This is a genomic window from Amycolatopsis sp. NPDC004079 (genome assembly GCF_040610415.1).
Classification (GTDB): domain Bacteria; phylum Actinomycetota; class Actinomycetes; order Mycobacteriales; family Pseudonocardiaceae; genus Amycolatopsis; species Amycolatopsis halotolerans.
In genome coordinates, this window is record NZ_JBEXMH010000023.1 from 26,209 (window position 1) to 47,250 (window position 21,042).

General features: G+C 69.1%; 23 protein-coding genes. 14 read left to right on the forward strand and 9 right to left on the reverse strand.

The window, feature by feature from the left end; translation table 11 throughout:
- Window positions 1-10 precede the first annotated feature (10 nt).
- The gene (locus ABZX37_RS23520) at window positions 11-586 is read right to left on the reverse strand and encodes a TetR/AcrR family transcriptional regulator (RefSeq protein WP_354742803.1); all 576 of its coding nucleotides are present in this window, start codon (window positions 584-586) and stop codon (window positions 11-13) included.
- Between the two features lie 118 nt (window positions 587-704).
- Between ABZX37_RS23520 and ABZX37_RS23525 the strand changes: the two genes are divergently transcribed.
- The 4 genes from ABZX37_RS23525 to ABZX37_RS23540 all read left to right on the forward strand — a co-directional run bounded on the left by ABZX37_RS23525 (window position 705) and on the right by ABZX37_RS23540 (window position 4,059).
- Window positions 705-1,490 (forward strand): SGNH/GDSL hydrolase family protein, encoded by a 786-nt coding sequence (locus ABZX37_RS23525; RefSeq protein WP_354742805.1) that lies wholly within the window; start codon window positions 705-707, stop codon window positions 1,488-1,490.
- Window positions 1,487-2,056, forward strand: a complete 570-nt coding sequence (locus tag ABZX37_RS23530; RefSeq protein WP_354742807.1) for a TetR/AcrR family transcriptional regulator — start codon at window positions 1,487-1,489, stop codon at window positions 2,054-2,056. The genes ABZX37_RS23525 and ABZX37_RS23530 overlap by 4 nt, the downstream gene beginning before the upstream one ends.
- A 213-nt stretch (window positions 2,057-2,269) precedes the next feature.
- Window positions 2,270-3,412, forward strand: coding sequence for a sensor histidine kinase (locus ABZX37_RS23535; protein WP_354742998.1), 1,143 nt, complete (start codon window positions 2,270-2,272; stop codon window positions 3,410-3,412).
- Window positions 3,409-4,059: a response regulator transcription factor gene (locus ABZX37_RS23540; RefSeq protein ID WP_354742809.1), complete on the forward strand. Its 651-nt coding sequence runs from the start codon at window positions 3,409-3,411 to the stop codon at window positions 4,057-4,059. Before ABZX37_RS23535 ends, ABZX37_RS23540 begins: the two co-directional genes overlap by 4 nt.
- On the opposite strand, the gene ABZX37_RS23545 is transcribed toward ABZX37_RS23540, so the two are convergent.
- On the reverse strand, window positions 4,026-5,459 hold the full coding sequence (locus tag ABZX37_RS23545; protein WP_354742811.1) for an NAD(P)/FAD-dependent oxidoreductase: 1,434 nt from the start codon (window positions 5,457-5,459) through the stop codon (window positions 4,026-4,028). The genes ABZX37_RS23540 and ABZX37_RS23545 overlap by 34 nt on opposite strands.
- Before the next feature lie 135 nt (window positions 5,460-5,594).
- On the opposite strand from ABZX37_RS23545, the gene ABZX37_RS23550 reads away from it, so the two are divergent.
- Together ABZX37_RS23550 and ABZX37_RS23555 are read left to right on the forward strand one after the other, a co-directional pair.
- Entirely contained in the window at window positions 5,595-6,326 is a 732-nt protein-coding gene (locus ABZX37_RS23550; RefSeq protein WP_354742813.1) for a DUF2786 domain-containing protein, read from the forward strand.
- Window positions 6,327-6,402: 76 nt separating this feature from the next.
- On the forward strand, window positions 6,403-7,116 hold the full coding sequence (locus ABZX37_RS23555; RefSeq protein WP_354742815.1) for a GNAT family N-acetyltransferase: 714 nt from the start codon (window positions 6,403-6,405) through the stop codon (window positions 7,114-7,116).
- A gap of 1 nt (window position 7,117) precedes the next feature.
- On the opposite strand, the gene ABZX37_RS23560 is transcribed toward ABZX37_RS23555, so the two are convergent.
- Entirely contained in the window at window positions 7,118-8,044 is a 927-nt protein-coding gene (locus ABZX37_RS23560) for a LysR family transcriptional regulator (RefSeq protein ID WP_354742817.1), read from the reverse strand.
- A gap of 203 nt (window positions 8,045-8,247) precedes the next feature.
- Here ABZX37_RS23560 and ABZX37_RS23565 point away from each other — a divergent pair, with 203 nt between their 5' ends.
- Entirely contained in the window at window positions 8,248-9,936 is a 1,689-nt protein-coding gene (locus ABZX37_RS23565; protein ID WP_354742819.1) for a 2-isopropylmalate synthase, read from the forward strand.
- 45 nt (window positions 9,937-9,981) lie between these two features.
- Here ABZX37_RS23565 and ABZX37_RS23570 read toward each other — a convergent pair whose 3' ends face one another.
- On the reverse strand, window positions 9,982-10,629 hold the full coding sequence (locus ABZX37_RS23570) for a response regulator transcription factor (RefSeq protein WP_354742821.1): 648 nt from the start codon (window positions 10,627-10,629) through the stop codon (window positions 9,982-9,984).
- Window positions 10,630-10,640: 11 nt separating this feature from the next.
- On the reverse strand, window positions 10,641-11,972 hold the full coding sequence (locus ABZX37_RS23575) for a sensor domain-containing protein (RefSeq protein WP_354742823.1): 1,332 nt from the start codon (window positions 11,970-11,972) through the stop codon (window positions 10,641-10,643).
- 240 nt (window positions 11,973-12,212) lie between these two features.
- Between ABZX37_RS23575 and ABZX37_RS23580 the strand changes: the two genes are divergently transcribed.
- On the forward strand, window positions 12,213-13,424 hold the full coding sequence (locus tag ABZX37_RS23580) for an MFS transporter (RefSeq protein ID WP_354742825.1): 1,212 nt from the start codon (window positions 12,213-12,215) through the stop codon (window positions 13,422-13,424).
- On the opposite strand, the gene ABZX37_RS23585 is transcribed toward ABZX37_RS23580, so the two are convergent.
- The gene (locus ABZX37_RS23585; RefSeq protein WP_354742827.1) at window positions 13,372-14,262 is read right to left on the reverse strand and encodes a polysaccharide deacetylase; all 891 of its coding nucleotides are present in this window, start codon (window positions 14,260-14,262) and stop codon (window positions 13,372-13,374) included. The two genes, ABZX37_RS23580 and ABZX37_RS23585, sit on opposite strands and share 53 nt — an antisense overlap.
- Window positions 14,263-14,318: 56 nt before the next feature.
- Between ABZX37_RS23585 and ABZX37_RS23590 the strand changes: the two genes are divergently transcribed.
- The 3 genes from ABZX37_RS23590 to ABZX37_RS23600 are packed head-to-tail and all read left to right on the forward strand — an operon-like array spanning window position 14,319 to window position 17,040.
- On the forward strand, window positions 14,319-15,107 hold the full coding sequence (locus ABZX37_RS23590) for an IclR family transcriptional regulator (protein WP_354742829.1): 789 nt from the start codon (window positions 14,319-14,321) through the stop codon (window positions 15,105-15,107).
- Window positions 15,108-15,152: 45 nt separating this feature from the next.
- A complete protein-coding gene (locus tag ABZX37_RS23595; protein ID WP_354742831.1) occupies window positions 15,153-16,244 on the forward strand; it encodes an NADH:flavin oxidoreductase/NADH oxidase in 1,092 nt (363 codons plus the stop codon).
- 25 nt (window positions 16,245-16,269) lie between these two features.
- Entirely contained in the window at window positions 16,270-17,040 is a 771-nt protein-coding gene (locus ABZX37_RS23600) for an alpha/beta hydrolase (protein WP_354742833.1), read from the forward strand.
- A 3-nt stretch (window positions 17,041-17,043) separates the two neighbouring features.
- On the opposite strand, the gene ABZX37_RS23605 is transcribed toward ABZX37_RS23600, so the two are convergent.
- Window positions 17,044-17,775 carry an SDR family oxidoreductase gene (locus tag ABZX37_RS23605; RefSeq protein ID WP_354742835.1) on the reverse strand — a complete coding sequence of 244 codons (732 nt, stop codon included), beginning with the start codon at window positions 17,773-17,775 and terminating at the stop codon, window positions 17,044-17,046.
- Window positions 17,772-18,089, reverse strand: a complete 318-nt coding sequence (locus tag ABZX37_RS23610; RefSeq protein WP_354742837.1) for a hypothetical protein — start codon at window positions 18,087-18,089, stop codon at window positions 17,772-17,774. The genes ABZX37_RS23605 and ABZX37_RS23610 overlap by 4 nt, the downstream gene beginning before the upstream one ends.
- 70 nt (window positions 18,090-18,159) lie before the next feature.
- On the opposite strand from ABZX37_RS23610, the gene ABZX37_RS23615 reads away from it, so the two are divergent.
- Window positions 18,160-18,993, forward strand: a complete 834-nt coding sequence (locus tag ABZX37_RS23615) for a LysR family transcriptional regulator (protein WP_354742839.1) — start codon at window positions 18,160-18,162, stop codon at window positions 18,991-18,993.
- Here the strand turns inward: ABZX37_RS23615 and ABZX37_RS23620 are convergent.
- Window positions 18,976-19,935, reverse strand: a complete 960-nt coding sequence (locus tag ABZX37_RS23620; RefSeq protein WP_354742841.1) for a hypothetical protein — start codon at window positions 19,933-19,935, stop codon at window positions 18,976-18,978. The genes ABZX37_RS23615 and ABZX37_RS23620 overlap by 18 nt on opposite strands.
- 101 nt (window positions 19,936-20,036) lie before the next feature.
- Here ABZX37_RS23620 and ABZX37_RS23625 point away from each other — a divergent pair, with 101 nt between their 5' ends.
- Together ABZX37_RS23625 and ABZX37_RS23630 are read left to right on the forward strand one after the other, a co-directional pair.
- Window positions 20,037-20,324 (forward strand): hypothetical protein, encoded by a 288-nt coding sequence (locus ABZX37_RS23625; protein ID WP_354742843.1) that lies wholly within the window; start codon window positions 20,037-20,039, stop codon window positions 20,322-20,324.
- A gap of 39 nt (window positions 20,325-20,363) precedes the next feature.
- Window positions 20,364-20,903, forward strand: a complete 540-nt coding sequence (locus ABZX37_RS23630) for a helix-turn-helix transcriptional regulator (RefSeq protein ID WP_354742844.1) — start codon at window positions 20,364-20,366, stop codon at window positions 20,901-20,903.
- The last annotated feature ends 139 nt before the right edge of the window (window positions 20,904-21,042 follow it).

Here is a 21,042-nt window from a genome sequence, read left to right on the forward strand (position 1 = left end):
GTCAATTTGATCAACCCAGCTCAGCGACGATCGCCCCCCGGACGAGGGCACGCGCCCGCTGGAGGTCGAGAGTCCCGGACAGCCAGCGCTCGGACAGCCCTTCGACCAGCGCCGTCAGCCGCTCGGCGACGTCAGCGGGTTCGGAGAGACCACCCGGCGCCACGACGGCAGCCAAGCGCGCCGCCTCGACCAGTTCGGCGATCTCGGCGACCCACAGCCGAGTGGCTTCGGCGAGACGCTCCCGCAGGTCGTCCTCGAAGACGGCGCTGGCCCGCAGCTCTCCCCAGGCCGTGCTGTTCTCCCGGACCTCGGCGGTGTCCTGCAGTTCCAGCAGCAGCGTCTGTTCCAGCACGGCCCGCGCGTCCGCCGAATCCGGCACCTCCTGCGCGGTGTAACGCTCAGCACGGTCGTTGACGTGATCGAGGGTGGCGCGCAGCAGCCCGGCCCGGTCCTTGAAGTGGTAATAAATCAGCCCGGTCGACGCGCCGGCCTCCGCGGCGACCTCCTCGACCCGCAGCCCCCGGACGCCGTTTCGGGCGATCATGCCCACCGCGGCCCGCAGGATGCGATCCCGTTTGCCTGCCATCCGCACCTCCTTGACTGAAGCTTCAGTCAACACGGTAACGGGGCCCCGAGTGTAGACACCGTCTACCTACTTTGATAGACAGTGTCTACAAGATGAACCAGGGGTTACGGAGAGCGGAATGGGTTTCCACACGTTCGTCGCCGTCGGCGACAGCTGCGCAGAGGGGCTGGACGATCCCTACCCGGATCACAGCCAGTACCGCGGCTGGGCGGATTACGTCGCCGGGCGGCTCGCGCGCGACGAGACCTCTTTCCGCTACGCCAATCTGGCCGTTCGCGGGCGACGGCTCGACCAGATCACCGCGGAGCAACTGCCCACCGCCGAGCGGCATGAGCCGGATCTGATCGCGTTGTTCGGTGGTGGCAATGACGTGATGAGCCGCGGCTGGGACGCTCGCACGGTCGCGCGTCGCGTGGACACCGCGATCCGGCAGTGCACGCAGATCGCGCCGAACGTGGTCACCTTCACCTTGAGCGACATCGCGCATCGCATGCCGCTCGGCGGGCGGATGCGGCCGCGGGTCACCGCGCTGAACGACGCCATCCGCGAGGCTTCGGTCAGCTACGGCGCGAAGCTCGTCGACCTGTGGCCGGACCAGGCCGCGCACGATTCGCGCTACTTCGGACCGGATCGGCTGCATCTGTCGCAGGCCGGGCATCTCCGCGTCGCCGGCCACGTGCTCGATCGGCTCGACGTGGCACACGACGGCAGTTGGCTGCAGCCGTTGCCCGGCGTTCCGGCACAGGGCAACGCGATCGCCGACCTGCGCTGGCTGTGGCAAGAAGTGCTGCCGGTGGGGATCACGCGACTGCGCAACCGGCTCATCGGCCGGTCCCCTGGCGACGGCTTCCTGCCGAAGCGTCCGGAGCTGTTGCCGGTGGCCTTCTCCGAAGCTCAGGTATGAGCGCGCGTCAGCGGTTGATCCGCACGGCTGCGGATTTGCTCGTCGGGTCCGGCGTCGAGGCCGTGACGTTGCGCGGTATCGCGAAGGCGGCTGGCGTTTCGCACGGTGCGCCGCTTCGCCACTTCTCGGGACGCGCGGAGCTGCTGTCGGCCGTAGCGACGCTTGGCTTCACACAGCTGCTCCAACGTGGCGCACAGTTGCCCGACGGCACCCCGCGCGAACGCCTCACCGCCGCCTGTCACGCGTATGTCGACTTCGCAGTTACGAACCCGGCCATGTTCGAGCTGATGTTCCGTCGCGACCTCATCGACCCCGAAGAGCCCGGGCTGGTCGCGGCCAGCAGTGCCGTCTTCGACACCTTCGCGGAGTTAGTGCGCCTCGACCGCGCTGAAGCGGACGACGACCGACTGCGTCCGGGTACGGATCCTCGGCTTGTCGCAGCGTCGCTGTGGGGCGCGTTGCACGGTCTCGCGCAGCTGTGGTTGTGGGGCGGACTGGCCGGAGCGAGCTTCGCGCCTTCGCCGGAATCGGCGTTGGCGGTGACGCTGGACGCGTATCTGGGGTGAAGCTCAGCGGAGAGCCTGGAATCCTCCCCACCCCTGGCTCTCCGCCGAGCAGCGGGAATGGATAACCATTCAGCACCGACCGTAACCGCTCGATCCGCCCCCGGGATCCACCCTTCGCCGCATCCGCCGGTAAACCCTGGCGGTAGGCGGCCTGCCGCGTCTGCGGTAGGAAACTGGGAAACCGCCGGTCAGGAAGGTAGTTTCGGGCGCGTGATGCGGATCTGGCGGGCGCGGCCGCTCCTCACGGATTCGCTGCTGGCGGCTGCGGTCGGACTATTCCTTTTCGCCGGGGCGGCGGTCCACAACGGCTCCCTCGGCGACCGTCCGGGGCTGCCCGGATTGCTGCTCGCGGTGGCGGGTGCGGTGCCGCTGGCGGTCCGGCGGCGCTATCCGATCGGCGTCTTGATCGCGGTCACCCTGCTGGTCGGCGCGTTCGCACTGGCCGGGTATCGCGCGACGCTCGGCCGTCCCGACATCTTGATCGCCGCATACACGGTGTGGGCGCGTTATCCGGCGCGGCAAGCCTGGCCGCCGTCGCTGTTCGCGGTGGCCGGTTTCGAGGTCACGCTGCTCGTCAGCGACAGCGTGAACCCGATCGGCGACAGTGTGATCGCGGTGCTGCAAGCGTCCGCGACCGTCCTCATTGGACACTCCGTCTACCTTCGCGGGCTCGCTCTGCACGCGACCGCGGAACGTGCCGACCGCGCCGAGCTGGCGGTCGTGGAAGAACGGCTGCGCATCGCGCGCGAGCTGCACGACGTCGTCTCGCATCATCTGTCGGTGATCTCCGTGCAGGCCAACCTCGCGCGGTACGTCTTCGAGTCCGCGCCGGACACCGCACGCGGCGCGCTCGACACGATCACCGGCACGACCACCGAGGCGCTGGACGAACTCCGCCGCCTGCTCAGCGTCCTGCGGCCGCCGCATCACGAGCCGGGCGAATACCGCCCACAGCCCGGTCTCGACGAGCTCCCCGCGCTGGTCAGCCGGGTCCGCGAGGCTGGGCTCACGGTGCGGCTGCGGGTCGCCGGAACGCCGCGGACACTGCCGTCCGGTCAGCAACTGTGCGCGTACCGGGTCGCACAGGAGGCCTTGACGAATGTGCTGAAGCACGCGCCGGACTCGTTCGCCTCGCTGGACGTCGAGTACCTGGCCGACGCGCTGCGGCTGCGCGTGGCCGACTCCGGCGGCGGACCGCGCGCCGACGGCAATCCCGCCGGTCACGGCCTCGTCGGCATGCGCGAGCGGGCGCGTATGTACGGTGGCGAAATCGAGATCGGGCCTCGCGAACCGGCGGGGTTCGAGGTTGTGCTGACCCTCCCGTACCCGGGCCGGACCTCCGGAGAACCCCAGTGACCAGTGTGCTCGTGGTGGACGACCAGGACCTCGTCCGCGCCGGCCTCGTCGCGCTGCTCAACGCCGCGCCGGGCGTCGAGGTTGTCGGCGAAGCGCGCGACGGGCTGGAAGCCGTCCGCGAAGCGGCGCGGCTGCGGCCCGAGGTGATCCTGATGGACATCCGGTTGCCCGGCCTCGACGGCGTGTCGGCCACCGCCCGCATCCTCGCCGGGCCCGAAGACCCGCGCGTGCTGATCTTGACCGTCTTCGACCTCGACGAATACGTGTACCGCGCGCTGCGGGCCGGCGCGGCCGGATTCCTGCTCAAAGACAGTCCGCCGGAGACGCTGATCTCCGGAATCCAGGCGGTCGCGCGCGGGGACATGCTGTTCGGCCCGACGATCACGCGGCGACTGGTCGAGGCGTACACGAGCGCGCCGCCTGCCGAGCCCGCGCCGGAACTGAGCAGGCTGACCGAGCGCGAACGCGAGGTGCTCCGGCTGGTCGGCACCGGGATGCCGAACGGCGAAATCGCGGCTCAGCTGCTGGTCAGCGAGGCCACGGTGAAGACGCATCTCAACCGGCTGATGCCCAAACTCGGGATCTCCAGCCGGGCGCAAGCGGTCGTGATCGCTTACGAAACCGGCTTGGTCCGGCCCGGACGGTAGCCGAATTCGTTGCGCAGCACGCGTTCCGCGGCGTGCTGACCGGCCATTCCGTGCACGCCCGGCCCGGGCGGCGTCGCGGCCGAGCACAGGTAGACGCTGCGCAACGGGGTCCGATACGGGTCCCAGCGCGGGACCGGCCGCCCCAGCACCTGGCGCATCGTGACCGCGGCGGCCGCGATGTCGCCGCCGACATAATTGGGGTTGTAGGCCTCGAACTCGCTCGCCGGGATCGCACGCGAGGCGAGGATCGTGTCGCGGAAACCCGGGGCGAAGCGTTCGACGCGCCGGATGATCGCGGCGGTCGGATCGAGTGGATCTCCTTGCGGGACATGGGCATAGGCCCAGATCGGCTGCTTTCCGGGGAGACCGCGGGACGGGTCGGCGGCCATCGGCTGGGAGAGGAGGACGAACGGGTCCCTTGCCCGCTTCCCGGCAGCTACCGCGTTTTCCGCGGCGTGCACCTCGGCTCTCGTCCCTCCGATGTGGACAGTCCCGGCTTGGGCCAGTTCCTTCTCGCGCCAGGGGATTTCTTCGGAGACCAGGAAGTCGACCTTCGCTGCCGCAGGTCCGTAACGGACTTTCTCCAGCGCCTTGCGGTACTGCCCCGGCAGGAGCGGCCCTGCTAGCTCTAGTACGCCTTTGGGCGCTAAGTCCAGCAGTACGGCGCGCGCGTGCGCTAACTCGCGTACGTCGGCGACGCGCGCGTTGGTGAGTACGCGACCACCGTGCGCCTCGATGTCGGCGACAAGAGCGTCGGTGATGCGTTGCGAACCACCGCGGGGAATCGGCCAGCCAGTGGTGTGCGCGAGATGGCTCAGCAGTACCGCGATGCCGCCGCCGATGAGCGAGGGCAGCTTTCCGAGCGCGTGCGCCTCGATACCCGCTATCAGCGCCGCCGCTTCCTTGCCCTTGAAGGGATTCGCTGTCGCCGCGAGAGCGCGCGTCGCGATGTACGCCGCCGTACGCGGATGCGGTGGGTGGCGAAGGTCGCCGAGGAGCACTTCGGCGATCTCAGCGCTGTGCTCGATCAGCGGTGTCATGAAGCGCCGCCACCGTTCCCCGTCGCTCCCTAGCCGCGCACAGGTGCGCTCGAGATCCGCGTACGCGATCGCTGTGGTCTTATCGTCGATCGGCTGCGCGTACGGGATTTCGGGATGACAGAGGTCGAGATCGAACTGGCGCAGAAACGGCGACGCCGCGGCCATCGGATGGACCGCCGAGCAGATGTCATGGATAACGTCAGAGTCGAACAGGCGCTTCGACCGCGCCCCGCCGCCCGGCTCGGCAGCCGCCTCGTACACCTCGACCGACAACCCGGCCCGCGCGAGCACCACGGCCGCGGCCAGGCCGTTCGGCCCCGAGCCGACGACCGCGACATCCAGCGTGACAGGCGGAGACACGTGCCGAGCCTACGGCTGCGACGAACCGGGCGCCCAGTGTCACTCCCGAACATCTGATCGAATATTGTCGTACCCCACGCCTACCGTGCACCCCATGCCGGTCCGCACGGGCCGCGCCTGCTGGAGAGGGGGGTCATGCCCGACCACGACACGTTGCTGGAGCGCGTGCGGAAGCTGCTGGCCAAGGCCGAGGACCCGGCCGTCACGCCCGCCGAAGCCGAGCTGTACAACACCAAAGCGGCGCAACTGATCGCGCGGCACGGGATCGACAACGCGATGCTGGCCGCGTCCGGCCAAAGCGGCGACGACATCACCGTGCTCAGGCTGCCGATCGCCAATCCGTACAGCCGCGACAAGGCCAGCCTGCTCACCAGCATCGCTTACCCGCTGCGCTGCCGGACCCTGCTGCACCGAGTCGGCCAAGGGGTCGAAGAGGTCACCGTGTTCGGCTTCCGCACCGACCTCGCGCGGGTCGAACTGCTGTACACCAGCCTGTTGCTGCAGGCGAGCACGCAGCTCACGCGAGTGCGTCCCGAAGAGCGGGTGTTCCGCGAATCGCTGGCGGCTTATCGGCGGACTTGGCTGCACGGGTTCGCGCGTGCGGTGCACGAGCGGCTGAGCGTGGCGGAGGAGAACGCCGCGCGGACGTACTCCGATGTCGCCGGCGGGAAGTCGGCGGAGCTGGTGGTACGGGACCGGACGGCGTTGGTGCAGCAGGCTTTTGACCACGAGTACGGAGACCTGCGCTCGGCCGCGCCACGACGGTTGTCGGGGTCGGGGTACCGGGAGGGACACCGGGCCGGGACCCGGGCGAATCTCGACCCGGCGGCGCTGGGGCGGCGGCGGTCGGCGCTTCCGGTGCGGTGAGGTCAGCGCTTCCTGAGCTGCGGTCCGTGCGGGGAACCCGCACGGACCGGCGCGCCGGGCAGCGACGGGAGACCGCATGATCCGCATCGAAGACCTTGCCACTCGGCCTGAGCTGCGCGGTCCCGCGCTCCAGTTGGGATTCGTCGGCGGCGAGTTCCTCGGTCAAGGCCTCACAGCCGGGTTGGCCAGCTCGAAGCGGATCGCCGCGCACTGGCCCGAGTTCTTCCTGGTTCTCCTCGACGACGAGGTGCCCGTCGCGCGAGCGGCGGCGATCCCGGTCGCCTTCCCGACCGCGGAACGAACCGAGCTGCCCGACCACGGCTGGGACGGTGCGCTCGCCTGGGCCGCCGAAGACCACCTCGACGGACGGGAACCCACCACGCTCGCCGCGCTGGAGGTGTACGTCGCGGAAGCCGCACGCGGGCGAGGGATTGCCGCGCAGGCGCTCGTCGAGTTGAAGAACCGGGCGCGCCGGGCCGGGCTTTCCCGGCTGGTCGTGCCGGTGCGGCCGACCGGCAAACCGCCTCTGGAGTCCATTGTGGACTATCTCGGCCGGGGCACCGATCCGTGGCTGCGCAGTCACGAGCGGCTCGGCGCGGAGTTCCGGAAGGTCGCGCCGTTCGCGATGACCGTCACCGGCACGCTCGCGCAGTGGGAGGAGTGGACCGGTGTCCGCCTCGAAGACGGACACACCGTCGTGCCTGGCGGAATCGCACCCGTGCTGGCGTCAACGGAGCAGGATCTTGGCGTGTACGTCGAGCCGAACGTCTGGTACGAACACCCGCTCTGACCTACTGCTCCCAGCCAGGCAGCCAAACCCCGTCCCCGGGCTCCTGGCCCATCACCAGGTAATCCCGCAGTTTCAGCACATCCGGATGCGCCGGCTCCCGCCGCCACAGGAGCGACATCGGGTACACCGGCGTCGGGTCGACCACCAGCACCCGGCGGAGGTCGTACTCGTCCGGCCAGAAGTAGCGCGAGCCCGCGCCCACGAAGGTCGACAGGTCCGGCGACGTCGCCAGTTCGTCCAGCATCGTTTCGTTGCCGAAGACCGGGCCGGACACGTCGATGGTCAGGTCGAACGCCTCGGAAAGCTCCGCGTAGTACGCGCCCCATTCCGTGCTCGCCGACAGCCCCGGCATCCAGATCCGGTGGCCGACCAGCTTCGCGATCGGCACCGACGGCAGGTCTGCGAATGGGTGGCGTGGGCCGACGAGCAGTTCGTGCGCGTCGTAGTCCACCACTCCGCTCGTCACGCCGCCCGGCAAGTCGCGCTTCGGCACGCCGCGGAACGCCGCGTCGACTGAACCGGCCGCGACCGCGGCGACGGCGGCGTCGAAGCTCAGCTCGGCGCCAGTGGTCACCACCTGCAGCGCCACCTCCGGAAACGCCCGGTGGAAACTCAGCGCCAGTTGCGCCGACTTGGTCCGTCGATTCAGGACGTCCACCCGCAGCGGGCGCTTCTCCGGACGCACCGCCGCGAGCGCGCGCTTCTCCGCGTCCAGCAGCACCCGCGCGTGCGGCAGGAACGCCTCGCCGTCGCTGCTCAACCGGGCACCGCGCGCGGTCCGGGTGAACAGCTGCACCCCGAGCTCGCGCTCCAGCGCACCGACGCGTTTGGACACGGCTTGCTGCGTGATCCCCAGCTCCGCGGCCGCTTCCTGGAACTGCCCTCCGTCCACGACGGCGACGAAGGTCCGCACGAATTCCAGCTCCACGGGCCAATCCTAAGCGCTTGCGCCGCCCGCCGCGGCCAGTTGCCCCAACCCCGCTACTTGTCTGAGGAGTTGTGCTACGCTCCGCCTCGATGTTCACGCGTTTCCTTCTCCTTCGCCGCCACGGCGGGGCCTGACCGGACCGGCCCCCCGCCGTGGGGCGAGCACGCGCGCCGGTCGGCTTCCGACCACCTGAAGGACCGCAGATGAACACCGTTTGGAACCGGCAGCGACCCTCCCGCATGCCGTCGCACCGCTACCGCGACGTCTACCAGCGCGTCGACGTCCCCGACACCGGCCGTGCCTGGCCCGGCAACCGGATCACCCACGCCCCGCTCTGGGTGCCGGTCGACCTGCGCGACGGCAACCAGGCGCTGGCCGAGCCGATGGACCCGGCGCGCAAACGCCGGTTCTTCGAGCTGATGATCAGCATGGGGTACAAGGAAATCGAGGTCGGCTACCCGTCCGCCTCGCAGACCGATTACGACTTCGTCCGGCTGCTCGCGGACACCGACCTGGCACCGGACGACGTCACCATCGTCGTGTTCACCCCGGCGCGGCGCGAGCTGATCGAGCGCACCGCCGAGTCCATCCGCGGCATCCGCAACGACGTCGTGATCCACCTGTACACCGCTACCGCGCCGACCTGGCGCACAGTGGTCCTCGGCCACGATCAGGCGTCGCTGAAAGAACTGATCCTCGAAGGCGCCCGCGACGTCCTGCGCGCGGCTGGCGACCTGCCGAACGTCCGCTGCGAGTTCTCCCCCGAGGTCTTCAACCTGACCGAACCGGACTACGTGCTGGAGGTCTGCGACGCAGTCACCGAGACGTGGCAGGCGAGCCCGGACCGTCCGGTGATCCTGAACCTGCCGGCGACCGTCGAGATCGCGACGCCCAATGTGTACGCCGACCAGATCGAGTACATGCACCGCAACCTCGCCCGCCGCGATTCGGTGATCCTCTCCGTACACCCGCACAACGACCGCGGCACCGGCGTCGCCTGCGCCGAACTCGCCGTGCTGGCCGGTGCCGAACGCGTCGAGGGGTGCATTTTCGGCAACGGCGAGCGCACCGGCAATGTCGACCTGGCGACACTGGCGCTCAACCTGCACGCGCAGGGCGTCGACCCGATGATCGACTTCTCGGACATCGACGAGATCCGCCGCACCGTCGAGTACTGCAACCGGATCGAGGTCCACGCGCGGCATCCGTACGTCGGCGACCTCGTGCACACCGCGTTCAGCGGCACCCATCAGGACGCGATCAAGAAGGGCTTCACCGAACATCACGCCCGCGCCGCGGAAACCGGCGTGCCCGCGCGGGAACTGGACTGGCGCGTCCCGTACCTGCCGATCGACCCGGCCGACCTCGGCCGTGACTACGCCGCCGTGATCCGGGTGAACTCGCAGTCCGGCAAGGGCGGAATCGCCTACCTGCTGGAAAGCGAGTACGGGATCGCGCTGCCGCGCCGGCTGCAGATCGAGTTCGCGCGCCGCGTCCAGGACCACGCCGACGACTCCGGCCACGAGGTGACGGCGACCGAACTGTGGCAACTGTTCGAAGCGGCCTACCTCCAGCCGAATCCGGCAATCACGTTGTCCCGCTTCGAAAACTCAGGCGACGAGCACACCAGTATCACCCTGCGCGTCGAGGGGGGCGAGCACACCACCACGCACACCGGAACCGGGCCGGTCGAAGCACTCACCGCGGCGCTGGGCGCGCATGGGCGGAAGGTCGACATCGTGGCACTGCACCAAACGAGCATCGGCTCCGGCAACTTCAGCGAAGCGTTGACGCTGCTGGAATACCGCACTGACAGCGGTACACAATGGACGGCCGGGCTAGACCGTTCCGTACTCGCGGCCAGCCTGACCGCAGTGGTGAACGCCGCCTGATCGCAGCAGCGGTGCGAGCGCGGACTGTGCTGCGCTCGCACCGCTTCAGCCGCCCCCGCGAAGAAACGCCAGCACCGCCAGCACGCGCCGGTTCCCGTCGTCCGTCGGCGGAAGGTCGAGTTTCGAAAGGATGCTTCCGACGTGCTTGCCCACGGCCGCGTCCGACACCACCAGCCGCCGGGCGATCGCGGCGTTCGAGTGACCCTCGGCGATCAGCGACAGGACCTCCCGCTCCCGCGCCGACAGCCGGGCCAGCGGATCGGCTCGGCGGCGCAGCAACTGCCGCACCACCTGCGGATCCACCGCCGTCCCGCCGTCGGCGACCTGCCGCAGCGTCCCGACGAATTCCTCGACGTCGACCACCCGGTCCTTCAGCAGATAGCCGACCCCGCGGCCTTCGGCGGAATCGAGCAGCTCGGCCGCGTGGTGGTGTTCGACGTACTGGCTCAGCACCACCACCGCCAACTCCGGCCGCGTGCGCCGCAGCTCGACCGCGGCGCGCAAGCCCTCGTCCGAATGTCCGGGCGGCATCCGGATGTCGGTGAGCACCAGGTCCGGATCGTGCTCGCGCACAGCAGTGTGCAGCCCTTCGGCATCGCCCACCGCGGCGACGACCTCGAAGCCGAACCGTTCCAGCAACCCGCACAATCCCTCGCGCAGCAGCACCTCGTCTTCGGCGAGGACGACCCGCATCGGCTCTCCCCTCAGCACGGCAGCTCCGCTCGCACGACAGTCGGCCCGCCGACCGGACTGCGCACCCACATCCGGCCGCCCAGCACGGCGACCCGGTCGCTCAACCCGGTGATCCCGGTCCCTCGCGTCGGATCAGCACCTCCAGCCCCGTTGTCCCATACCTCAATAGTAAGGAGCCGACCGACAATTTTGGCCGTCACCGAGGCGCAGCTGGCCGCGGAATGCTTGGCGACATTGGTCAGCGACTCGGCCACCACGAAGTACGCGGTGGACTCCACCGGCTCCGGCAACCGCGACGGCACCGCGACATCAACAGTGACCGGCACCGCGCAACCGTCCGCGAGTTCCTCCAACGCGGCGGGCAAGCCGAGTTCGGCGAGCGCTCGCGGGTGGATTCCGTTGATCAGCTCACGCAGCTCGACCATCAGCTTCTTGGCCTGATCGTGCGCGTCCGACACCGCCTTCGCCGCGGCCGAATCCGGCGGCAGATCGACCTTCGCGAGCCCCAGTTGCAGGCTCAGCCCGACCAGCCGCTGCTGCGCCCCGTCGTGCAGATCGCGTTCGATGCGCTTGCGTTCCGCATCGAAGGCCGACAACAGCCGCGTCCGGGATTGCGACACCTCGGTCAGCTCGCCGCGCAGCTTCTCGGCCGCACTGTCGGTGAGCAGCGCACGCGCCAACATCGCGTGCAGGCCAGCACATCCGGACAACAGATAGCCCGACAGTACGAGTAACACCACCCCGGCCAGCGCGTACGGCACGGCTCCGCCCGGAGTGGAAACCTCCGTGAAGCCAATGGAAATCGTGTCGTTCGCGTTCACGAGCAGCGGACTGGCCGCCAAAACGACCGCGAACAACGCGACCATGCCCGCCACCGCGTACAACGCGGGAATCGCGGTGCACAACAGAACCGCGTAGCCGAGTTCGCGCCACGACGCCGGTTCGGTGTACCGCGCCCGCATTCGGGGCCACCAGCCCGGTTCGCTGACAGGTCCAAAGGGGACAGTCACCGGGTTGAGGTCGACCATGCGCAGCCGCTGCCGTTCGACCCCGGCCACCACCGCCGCCCACGCCGGGCCCGCGCTCAGGAACAGCAGCATCCCGAACACCGAGAATGCCGCGACGAGCCCCAGGTCGGAGGTCTGCCCGTGCACGACCCGGTTGACGAGCACCGCGAGCGGCAGCAGGCAGAACCCGAACGGAAGCCCGAACAGCAGCGTCATCGGGCCGGTGCTCAGGCCGTACAACAACGCCCGCCACGGCCAGGAGGAAATCAGGAACGTCCGCCGCGCCAAGGCATCCAGTACGGTGCGCGGTTTCGCGAGGGGAGAGACGGTAGCCACGCGATCCAGATTAGCCAGCGCACTGTCCGGCTTCGATCGGTTTGCCCGTAGTCTCGAAGGTAGGGCTAGGCATACCAGGGCGGCGGCTTGCCCATCTCGACGAGCACCAGGAGATCCGCCGCCCCGAGCTGGCCGTGCCCGGCCAGGTCCACCGCGTGACCGCCAAGCTCGGGCCAGTCACCCTTCCAGCACGGTCGCGGCGTTGACTTCGAGTTAGGTTGAAGTTCTACCTTCGGCGTCGTGACCGAAACGACTGACGCCGGAGTACGGCGCCCACCAAAGTCCTTGCTGGCGACGCTGCTCGGCGTCAGCACCATGACCATCATGGCCAGCGCCACCATCACGCCAGCGCTTCCCGGCATGCAACAGCACTTCGCCGCCGAACCGCACGCGGAGCTTCTCGTCCGGCTGGTGCTCACGTTGCCCGGGCTGGCGATCATGGTGTCCGCGCCATTGCTGGCCAAGCTGAGCGGCCGGACCGGACGCGTGCCGGTGCTGGTCGCCTGCCTCGCGCTCTACACCGTCGGCGGCGGATCCGGCCTGCTGCTGGATTCCCTCCCCGCGCTGCTCGTCGGACGGGCCGTGCTCGGGATCGGCATCGCGGGGATCATGACCACGTCGACCGCGTTGATCGCTGACCACCACCACGTCGACGAGCACGGCCGTGTACTCGGATTGCAAGGCGCGGCAATGGGTTTCGGCGGCGTCGTCGCCCTGCTGCTCGGCGGCTTGCTGGCCGCGGCGGACTGGCGAGGGCCGTTCGCCATCTACCTGCTGGCGATTCCGATGCTGGCCCTCGTGCTGCGATTCGTGCCGGACGCACCCGCCCAGCCAGCCGATCCGACGGACACCACCACAGCGGCGTCACCGTGGCAGCCACGATTGCTCGGGTTGTACGCGCTGATCTTCATCGGCGTCGTGGTCTTCTACACCGTCCCGACGCAGGCCCCGTTCTGGCTGGCCGAAGTCGGCGGCGCGGGACCGGCCGTCGCGGGAGCCTTGATCGCCGCGGTCAATCTGGTGATGACCTTGGTGGGCTTGAACTTCCGCCGGCTGCGTGCCCGCTGGTCCTTCCCGATGCTGGCGATCACGATGTTCGCCGCGTTCGCCGTCGGGCTGGTCGTGCTCGGCACCGCGGGCGCGTTGTGGACCGCCGCGCTGGGCATGGTCGTGGTCGGGCTGGGGATCGGACTGCAGAATCCGACTGTGAACGGATGGCTGGTCTCGACGGCAGCGCCCGGCGCGCGGACGAGGTCGCTGGGATTGCTGACATCCGCGTTGTTCCTCGGCCAGTTCTCGTCGCCGTTGATCGCGCAGCCGGTGATCGACGCCGTAGGAATGGGGACGACGTTCGTCCTTTCCGGAGCGTTAGCCGCGGTCGTCGGCGTTGTCGTCGCGGCTATCCATTGGCGGCGGATTCCGAAACATAGTCCGCGACTTGAGCGTGCGTAGCGAACCAGACTCCGCCGTGCGAAGCGATGTGCTCGAGCAGTTCGGTAAGGATCGCGATCCGGGAACGATGCCCGATGACGTGCGGATGCATCGTCAACTGGAAGAGGCCGCCCTCGGCCAAGGCGAGGTCGAACTCGTCGCGCCAGATCGACAACACTCCCCTCGGCGGGGTGTACGGGCGCTGCGAGCCGAAGCGATTCATCGTGAAATACGGTGCGTCGTCGCGGATCCATTCCACCGGAAGCTCCACGACGCCGGTCGGTTCGCCGTCTGCGAGGAGCTCGTAGCAGTCGTCATCCGCCATCAGCGACGAGTCGTACGCCAGGCCCAGTTCGCGGATGATCGGGAGGGTGGTTTCGGAAAAGTCCCAGGACGGGGTGCGGATGCCGACTGGACGCGTGCCGGTGAGCCGCTCCAAGGTGTCCGCGGCCCGGAAGGTGAGCTCGCGTTCGGCCGAGGGCGGCAGTTGAGCATTGATTTCGTGGATCCAGCCGTGCAGCGCGACCTCGTGTCCGGCGTCCACATAGGACTGTGCCTCGCCGTCGTGCAGCAACGCCGACACCGCGGGCACGAAGAACGTCGATGGCGCCCCGAACAGCTCAAGCAGCTTCACCACCCGCGGCACGCCGACCCGCGAGCCGTACTCCCCCTGCGACAACTTGCCCGGCAGCACGTGACCGTCGCGCAGCGCGAGCGTCTCGTGGTCCGAATCGAACGACAACGCCACCGCCACCTTCGCGCCGCCCGGCCAGGATTCCGGCCGCAACGGTCGCCCGGCACGCACGCGACCAACGTGGTCGCGCCAGGTTTGCTCGCTCCACTGCCACGGTTCGGTCATGCTTCCTCCCCTTGCGACGCACGCCCTCATCGTATCGCTGTGCCACGATGAGGCACATGCGCGACGAAGAAGCCGACAAGCCGGGTGTCCGGTCGATGAACAGCGTCCTCAGCACGCTGCGGGTCTTCGAGGAAGTCGCCCAGCGACAGCCGGTCGGCGTCTCCGAACTGGCGCGCTGCACGGAGATCCCTAAGAGCACCGTCCAGCGCGGTCTGATCACGCTTCAGCAGGCCGGATGGCTGAAGGTCGTGGACGAGGAACGGGCGCGCTGGGGTGTCGCGCCGAGGGTGCTGGCGCTCGGGTTGCGCGACTGCGGGAAGCCGGACCTCAAGGAGGTCGCCGACCCGATCGTCAAGCGACTGGCGGCCGGGACGAACGAGACGGTGATGCTGGCCGAACGCGACGGCGACAGTCTCGTCGTCGTCGCCAGCCAGGACACCGACCAGGTCGTGCGGGTCGTGCTGGATGTCGGCACGCGGGTGCCGCTGCTCGCTACCTCCGGCGGCACGGCAATCATGGCGCTGCTCGACGAATCCGAGGTCGAGGAGCTGTTCACTCACGAACTTCCGGAGTTCGCCAAGACTCCGGCACCGGATTTCGCCGCGCTCCGTCGTGACATCGCACAGGCCGCGAAGCGCGGGTACGCGCTCAACGGGTCCTCGTCGTGGTTCCGCCCGCAGGTGTCGTCGATCGGCGCGGCGATCACGAACCCGGCCGGACAGCCGGTGGCAGCCATCACACTCGCCGTTCCGGACACGCGGTACACCCGCGCGCGGGAGAAGGCCTTCGCGCCGCTGGTCGTGGCCGCCGCGGCCGAGGTCAGCCGTTTGCTTGCCGCCAACTGACACGGCGTGTGCCGCATTGCGGAATGAGGCGTACCGTGTAGTGGCATGAGCGAGTTCAGCGCGTCCAGCGCGGAGTTCCCGGAGGCCGCCCCGTTGCGCTTGCGCGACGTCACCTTCCGCAACCGCGTCTGGATGTCCCCGATGGCGCAGTACGCGGCGGGCCCGGACGGTCTGCCGACTGAATGGCATCTGGCGCATTACGGCTCCCGAGCGATCGGCGGCGTCGGGCTGGTCATGGTCGAGGCCACCGCGATCAGCCCGGACAACCGGTGCACGGTCGCCGACCTCGGGATCTGGAACGAGGAACAGGCACTCGCGCACCGGAAGCTCACGTCGTTCGTAGCCAGCCACGACGCGGTGCCCGCGGTGCAGCTGAACGCCGTGGGCCGCAAGGGATCGCACCAGGTCCCGTGGGTCGGCGACGGGCAGAACGGACCGGTGCCGGTCGCCGAGGGCGGCTGGGAGCTGATCGCACCGTCCGCGATCCCGTTCGGCAATCTGGCGATGCCCCGCCCGGCCACCTCGGCGGACTTGGACCAGGTCGTCGAGGAGTTCGCGCACGCGACCCGGATGGCCGAGCTGGCCGGTTACCAGGCCGTCGAAATCCATGCCGGGCACGGATATCTGCTGCACCAGTTCCTGTCCCCGCTGTCCAATCAGCGCACCGACGAGTACGGCGGGAGCGCGCAGAACCGGATGCGCCTCCCGCTGCGCGTGGCCCGCGCCGTGCGGGAGGCGTTCCCCGAGGACAAGCCGGTGTTCGTCCGCATCACCGCCACCGACTGGGTCGAGGAGAGCATCACGCTCGACGACGCGGCGGAGTTCGCCAAGGAACTGGCCGCCATCGGGATCGACCTTCTCGACGTCACCTCCGGCGTGCTCGTGCGCGATCGAGGCGCCCGGCCGCCGGACCGGAAGGGCTTGAACGTCGATTTCGCCGCCGCGCTCAAGGAAGCGTCCGGACTGGCAGTCGCGCCAGTCGGCCAGATCACCGACCTCGCCACAGCGGGCCAGGTCATCCGCGAGGGCAAGGCCGACGCCGTCCTGATGGGACGCCCGCTGCTGCGCGATCCGTACCTCGCCTTGCGAAACCAGCCCCAAGAAGCCTGGCCCGTCCGCTACCACCTCGCTTTCTGAGACCGTCTGCGAAGGAACAGCCACCATGAACCGCGAAACCAGCCGTCCGGACGGCACGAGAATCCATTACACCGCAACCGGTCCCGCCGACGGGCCCGCGCTGACGCTCATCCACGGCTGGGGCTGCGACCGCGGAGACTTCGACACGATCATCGAACATCTCCCGTCCGACGTCCGCGTGCTGGCCGTCGACCTGGCCGAGCACGGCGACTCGCGGTCGGAGCGCGACACGTGGACCATGGCGGAATTCGCTCGTGACGTAGCCGCCGTGCTGGCCGCTGAGTCGGTCGATTCCTCCGTCGTAGCGGGGCATTCGCTCGGCGGAGCGGTCGCGGTCGAGACCGCGCGCCAGCTTCCGGACACAGTCACCCAGGTCATCGCGCTCGAAGCGTTGCACTACTTGAACCTGTTCCCCGCGCAGAGCGAGACGGACATCCAAGCGTTGCTGCAGCCGTTCCGGGAGGACTTCGCCGGTGCGATGCGCGGCATGGTCGAGGCCGGCTCGCCCAAAGGCACCGATCCGTCCTTAGTGGACTCGTACACCAAGAAGATGGGCTCCGTACGCCAGCCCGCCGGCCTGCACTCGCTCGAAGGCCTGGCGCGCTGGGACATGGACGCGGCGCTGCGCGAAGCCGCCCAGCCGGTCGTGCTGTTCGCCGTGCGCTCGATCATCACCCAGGAGGCGATCGACCGTTACGGCGACCGGGTCCGGATCGAACTGGTCGACCTCGGCAGCCACCACTTCCCTGTCGAATCTCCCGCCGAGACCGCCCGGCTCCTGGCAGGCGAGCTCTAGGAACTACGCCCGTCGTCCGCCATCGACCGACAGCGTGGTCCCGGTGACGTACGACGCGGCGTCCGAGCACAGCCAGACCACGGCCGCGGCGGCTTCCTCCGGCGTGGCCAGCCTGCCGAGCGGAGTGATCGCCTCCTGCCGGGCGATCATGTCGGAGTCGCCAGCCCAGTTGTCGAACCCCGGCGTCCGCGTCGGCCCCGGGCACACCGCGTTGACGCGGATGCCTTCCGCCGCGTAGTCCACCGCCGCGACCTTGGTCAGGCCGACGATCCCGTGCTTCGCCGCGACGTAAGCCGGAGCGTTCGGGATCGCGTACAGCCCGCCGTTGGACGCGACGTTCACGATCGCGCCGCCCTTCAGGTGCGGCAGTTCGTACTTCATGCAGAGGAAGGTCCCGGACAGGTTCACCTGCACCACGCGCTCGAACTCGGCGAGGGTCAGCTGGTCGACGCGTTTGCGCGACGACAAACCGGCGTTGTTCACCGCGAAGTCGAGCCCGCCGTACGCCTCGACCGTCTGCTTGATCGCCGCCTGCACCGAGGGCTCGTCACCGATGTCGACCCGGACAGCCAGCGCCTCTCCGCCGTCCTTCTTGATCAACTCGACGGTCTCCGCCGCCGCGGCTTCGTCGATGTCCAGCACGGCCACCGCCGCCCCGCTTCGCGCGAACTCGATCGCCGCCGCCCGGCCGATCCCGCTGCCCGCCCCGGTGACGAGCCCACGCCGCCCGCTCACGAGAGCGACTCGTGGTTCGCCCAGGCCACGCGGTACGAATGCCGCGCCTGCCACCGGTCGATCACCGCGTGCAGTTCGGGCGCGGTGAAGCTCTTGGCCAGCGTGTCGAGATCGGCGACGGTGACCTGGACGATCGCCGTCGCGATGAGCGCCGGGATGGCGTCCTCGCCAGGGATCGGCAGGTGGCGGCGGGTCTCGACCGACTCGGCGAACCCGGTCGCCAGCATGGCCTCTTTGATATCTCCGAGGTACTGATCCAGCTCGGGGTCAGGGAGTGGCTGGTCGAACGAAACAATCATCGTGTGCGTGATCATGCTTCAAGTTTTGCCCCGGTTTCGGCCGGACGTCCAAGACCGATTCGCTATTCGGCGATAACCTGGAGGCATGGCTGAGCTAGAGACGCGCGAACTCGAGTACTTCCTGGCCGTCGCCAGCGAACTGCACTTCGGCCGTGCCGCCGTGCGGCTGTCGATCGCCCAGCCCGCGTTGTCGAAGGCGATCCAGCGCATCGAAACCCGGCTCGGCGTGCAATTGTTCGCCCGCTCCAGCCGCCACGTCGAGCTGACCGCGGCCGGCGAGGCGCTGCAGGAACACGGACGGCACGCGCTCAACGCGGTCAGCGCCGCCGCCCGCAACGCCCGCCGCGCCGGGGAAAGCCACCTGCGCCTGGTGCTCAAACCGGGCGGCGACGCCGGACTGCTGTCCGGAATCCTCGCCGAGTACTCCCGCCATCCCGAAGCCCACCAGGTCGACATCCTCTTCAGCGGCCCCGCCGACCGCACCGATTTCCTCCTCAGCGGACGCGCGGACGTCGGCCTCCTGTTCATCCCGTTCGACGACCTGACCGGGCTCGCCTACGAAACCCTGCACTTCGAGGACCGGGTCGCCATCGTCCCCGCCGCGCACCGGCTGGCCCAGCGCCCGGCCGTCCGGCTGTCCGATTTGGACGGAGAAACGATGCCGTCGTGGAAAGGGGTTCCCGGGGTCGAGGGAACCGGGCCCGAGGTCGCCGACGTGGTCCAGCTGCTGCACCTCATCTCGCTGGAACGGATGGTCGGCGTACTGCCGCGGTCGCTGGTCGACCAGGTCCCGCCGGGGGTCGTCTGCGTGCCGATCGAGGACGCTCCGCCCAGCCAGCTGGTACTCGCCTGGAACGAACAGGACCGGCGGCCGCAGGTGGCTTCGTTCGTGAACGCGGCGCTAGATTCGGTCCGCTGAAGCCCGTTTGAAGGCCGCCGTCAACAACACCGCCACCGCGATCGCGAACCCGACGGTGCTGAGCAGGGCCGTTGTCCGTGGAATGTCCATGTCGCGCGCGTGGAACCAGCCGACCCAGACGTAGGTGACCAGCGCACCCCCGGCGAGCGCGAGCCGGTGCCGCGCACCCCATCCGGCAGACCGGCACCACCGGAACACCAGCGCGACCGCCGCCGCGACCAGCAAGCACCACCCGGCCGCGACCACCCGTTGCGAGATCTCCTCGGGCAGGAATTCCCGGCACCACACCAGACTCGTCGCCCCGAACGCCGCGACCCCCACGACCGCGGGTGCGGGAGCGACACCGTCTCGAGCCGGTACCGACCTCCTGCCCAGCCAGAATCCCAGCACGACCAACCCGGCGACGGCCGCGAGCGCCCAGCCCAGCTGCCCGGCCGAGGCGACGAACCCCGTCGAGGCGATCTGCATCGCGCACAACGCCGCCGACCCGGCCACGAACACCGCCGCGACCACCGGCAGCCCGACCTTGCCCAGCCACGGCTGCGTGCGGTCCCGGCAGAAGGCTTCCACGATCGCGATCGGCACGCAGATGCTCCAGACCGTGTGCATGGTCAGCACGTCCTGAAGCATCTGAACGCTCGTCCCCAGCGCCGGGACGTACGTTTCGGCATAGACAGCCCCGATATCGACCCCGCCGTAGGCCGGATTCCACAGCATCATGTCGATCGGCCCCTCCTCCAGCAGCGCGTACGCCGCCGCGAACGGGACGATCGCCGCCCAGCCGCGCCCGGTGCGCCGCGCGACCTCACGGATCAGCAGCGCGCCGCCGCCGTACATCGGCGCGAACAGGAAAAGCGAGCCGACATCGGTCACCGGGGTGTTGCCCAGCAGGTACTCGCCGACCAGCGGAGCGAGAAAGAAGAGGGCGACAGCCGGGATCATGCGAACCACGCTAGGGCGGCCGCGCGGGCAAAACATCCGACCGCGGTCGATCGCGGATAGCCGTCGGGCTAATTGCGTTCAGTCCTGCGGCCAGGAGTGTCATGCTGGTTCGCGTGGCAGTGGTCGACAAGCAGTACAACGGCTTCAGGCAAATCTGGAGCCTGCGCCCGGATGGCGTATTCCACGGCGAGTACACGGTGTACTGGGGCGAAGGCCCTCAAGCGTGCATGCACGGGAGCTACACCGACGGGAAGCAGGACGGTGTCTGGACGCACTGGACCCGACAGGGCGTAGTCGAATCGCAAGTCCGATATCGCGACGACGTCCCGGTCGAGGTCCGCGAAGCACCGCCGTGGATGACGGAACCTCCGGTGATCCCGGCCCCGTAATCGCTTGACACGCGCCGCCAGGCTTTCTGCAATAGACGGGTGGAGGACATCATCGCCGAGATCGGCCCCCGGCTCCGGCTCTTCCGGCGGCAGCGGAACTGCACCCTGGACGAGCTGTCGACCGCCACCGGCATCTCCATCAGCACCCTCTCCCGTCTCGAATCCGGCCGGCGCAAGGCCACCCTCGAACTCCTGCTCCCCATCTCCCGCGCCCACCGGATCCCGATCGACGAGCTCATCGGCACCTCCCCGCTGCAACCGGTCACCCGCAGCGACCGGACCGTCGTGCCGCTCACCCGGCAGCCCGGCCAGCTGCAGTCGCTCAAGATGATCTTCGACGCCACCCAGTGCGAGCCCGCTCCGCGCACGCACCCCGGCCACGAGTGGCTGTACGTGCTCAGCGGCAAGGGCAGGCTCGTGCTCGGCGAGCACGACGTCGTCCTCAAGGCAGGCGAGGTCGCCGAATTCGACACCCGGATCCCGCATTGGTTCGGCAGCACCGGCGACGGACCGGTCGAAATCCTCAGCCTGTTCGGCAAGCAGGGCGAGCGCATCCGCGTCCGGGCAAAGCCGCGCTGATTACTCCACTTGGCGGCATAACCCGCGGCGTGCGGGAAAACCTATGCCCTCGTTGAGCTGCACTGATCGGAACACACCGTCGAAAGTCGGTGCCTGGCACCAAAAATCCCGACTTAACATCCGTGTCCCGCGGACGGAC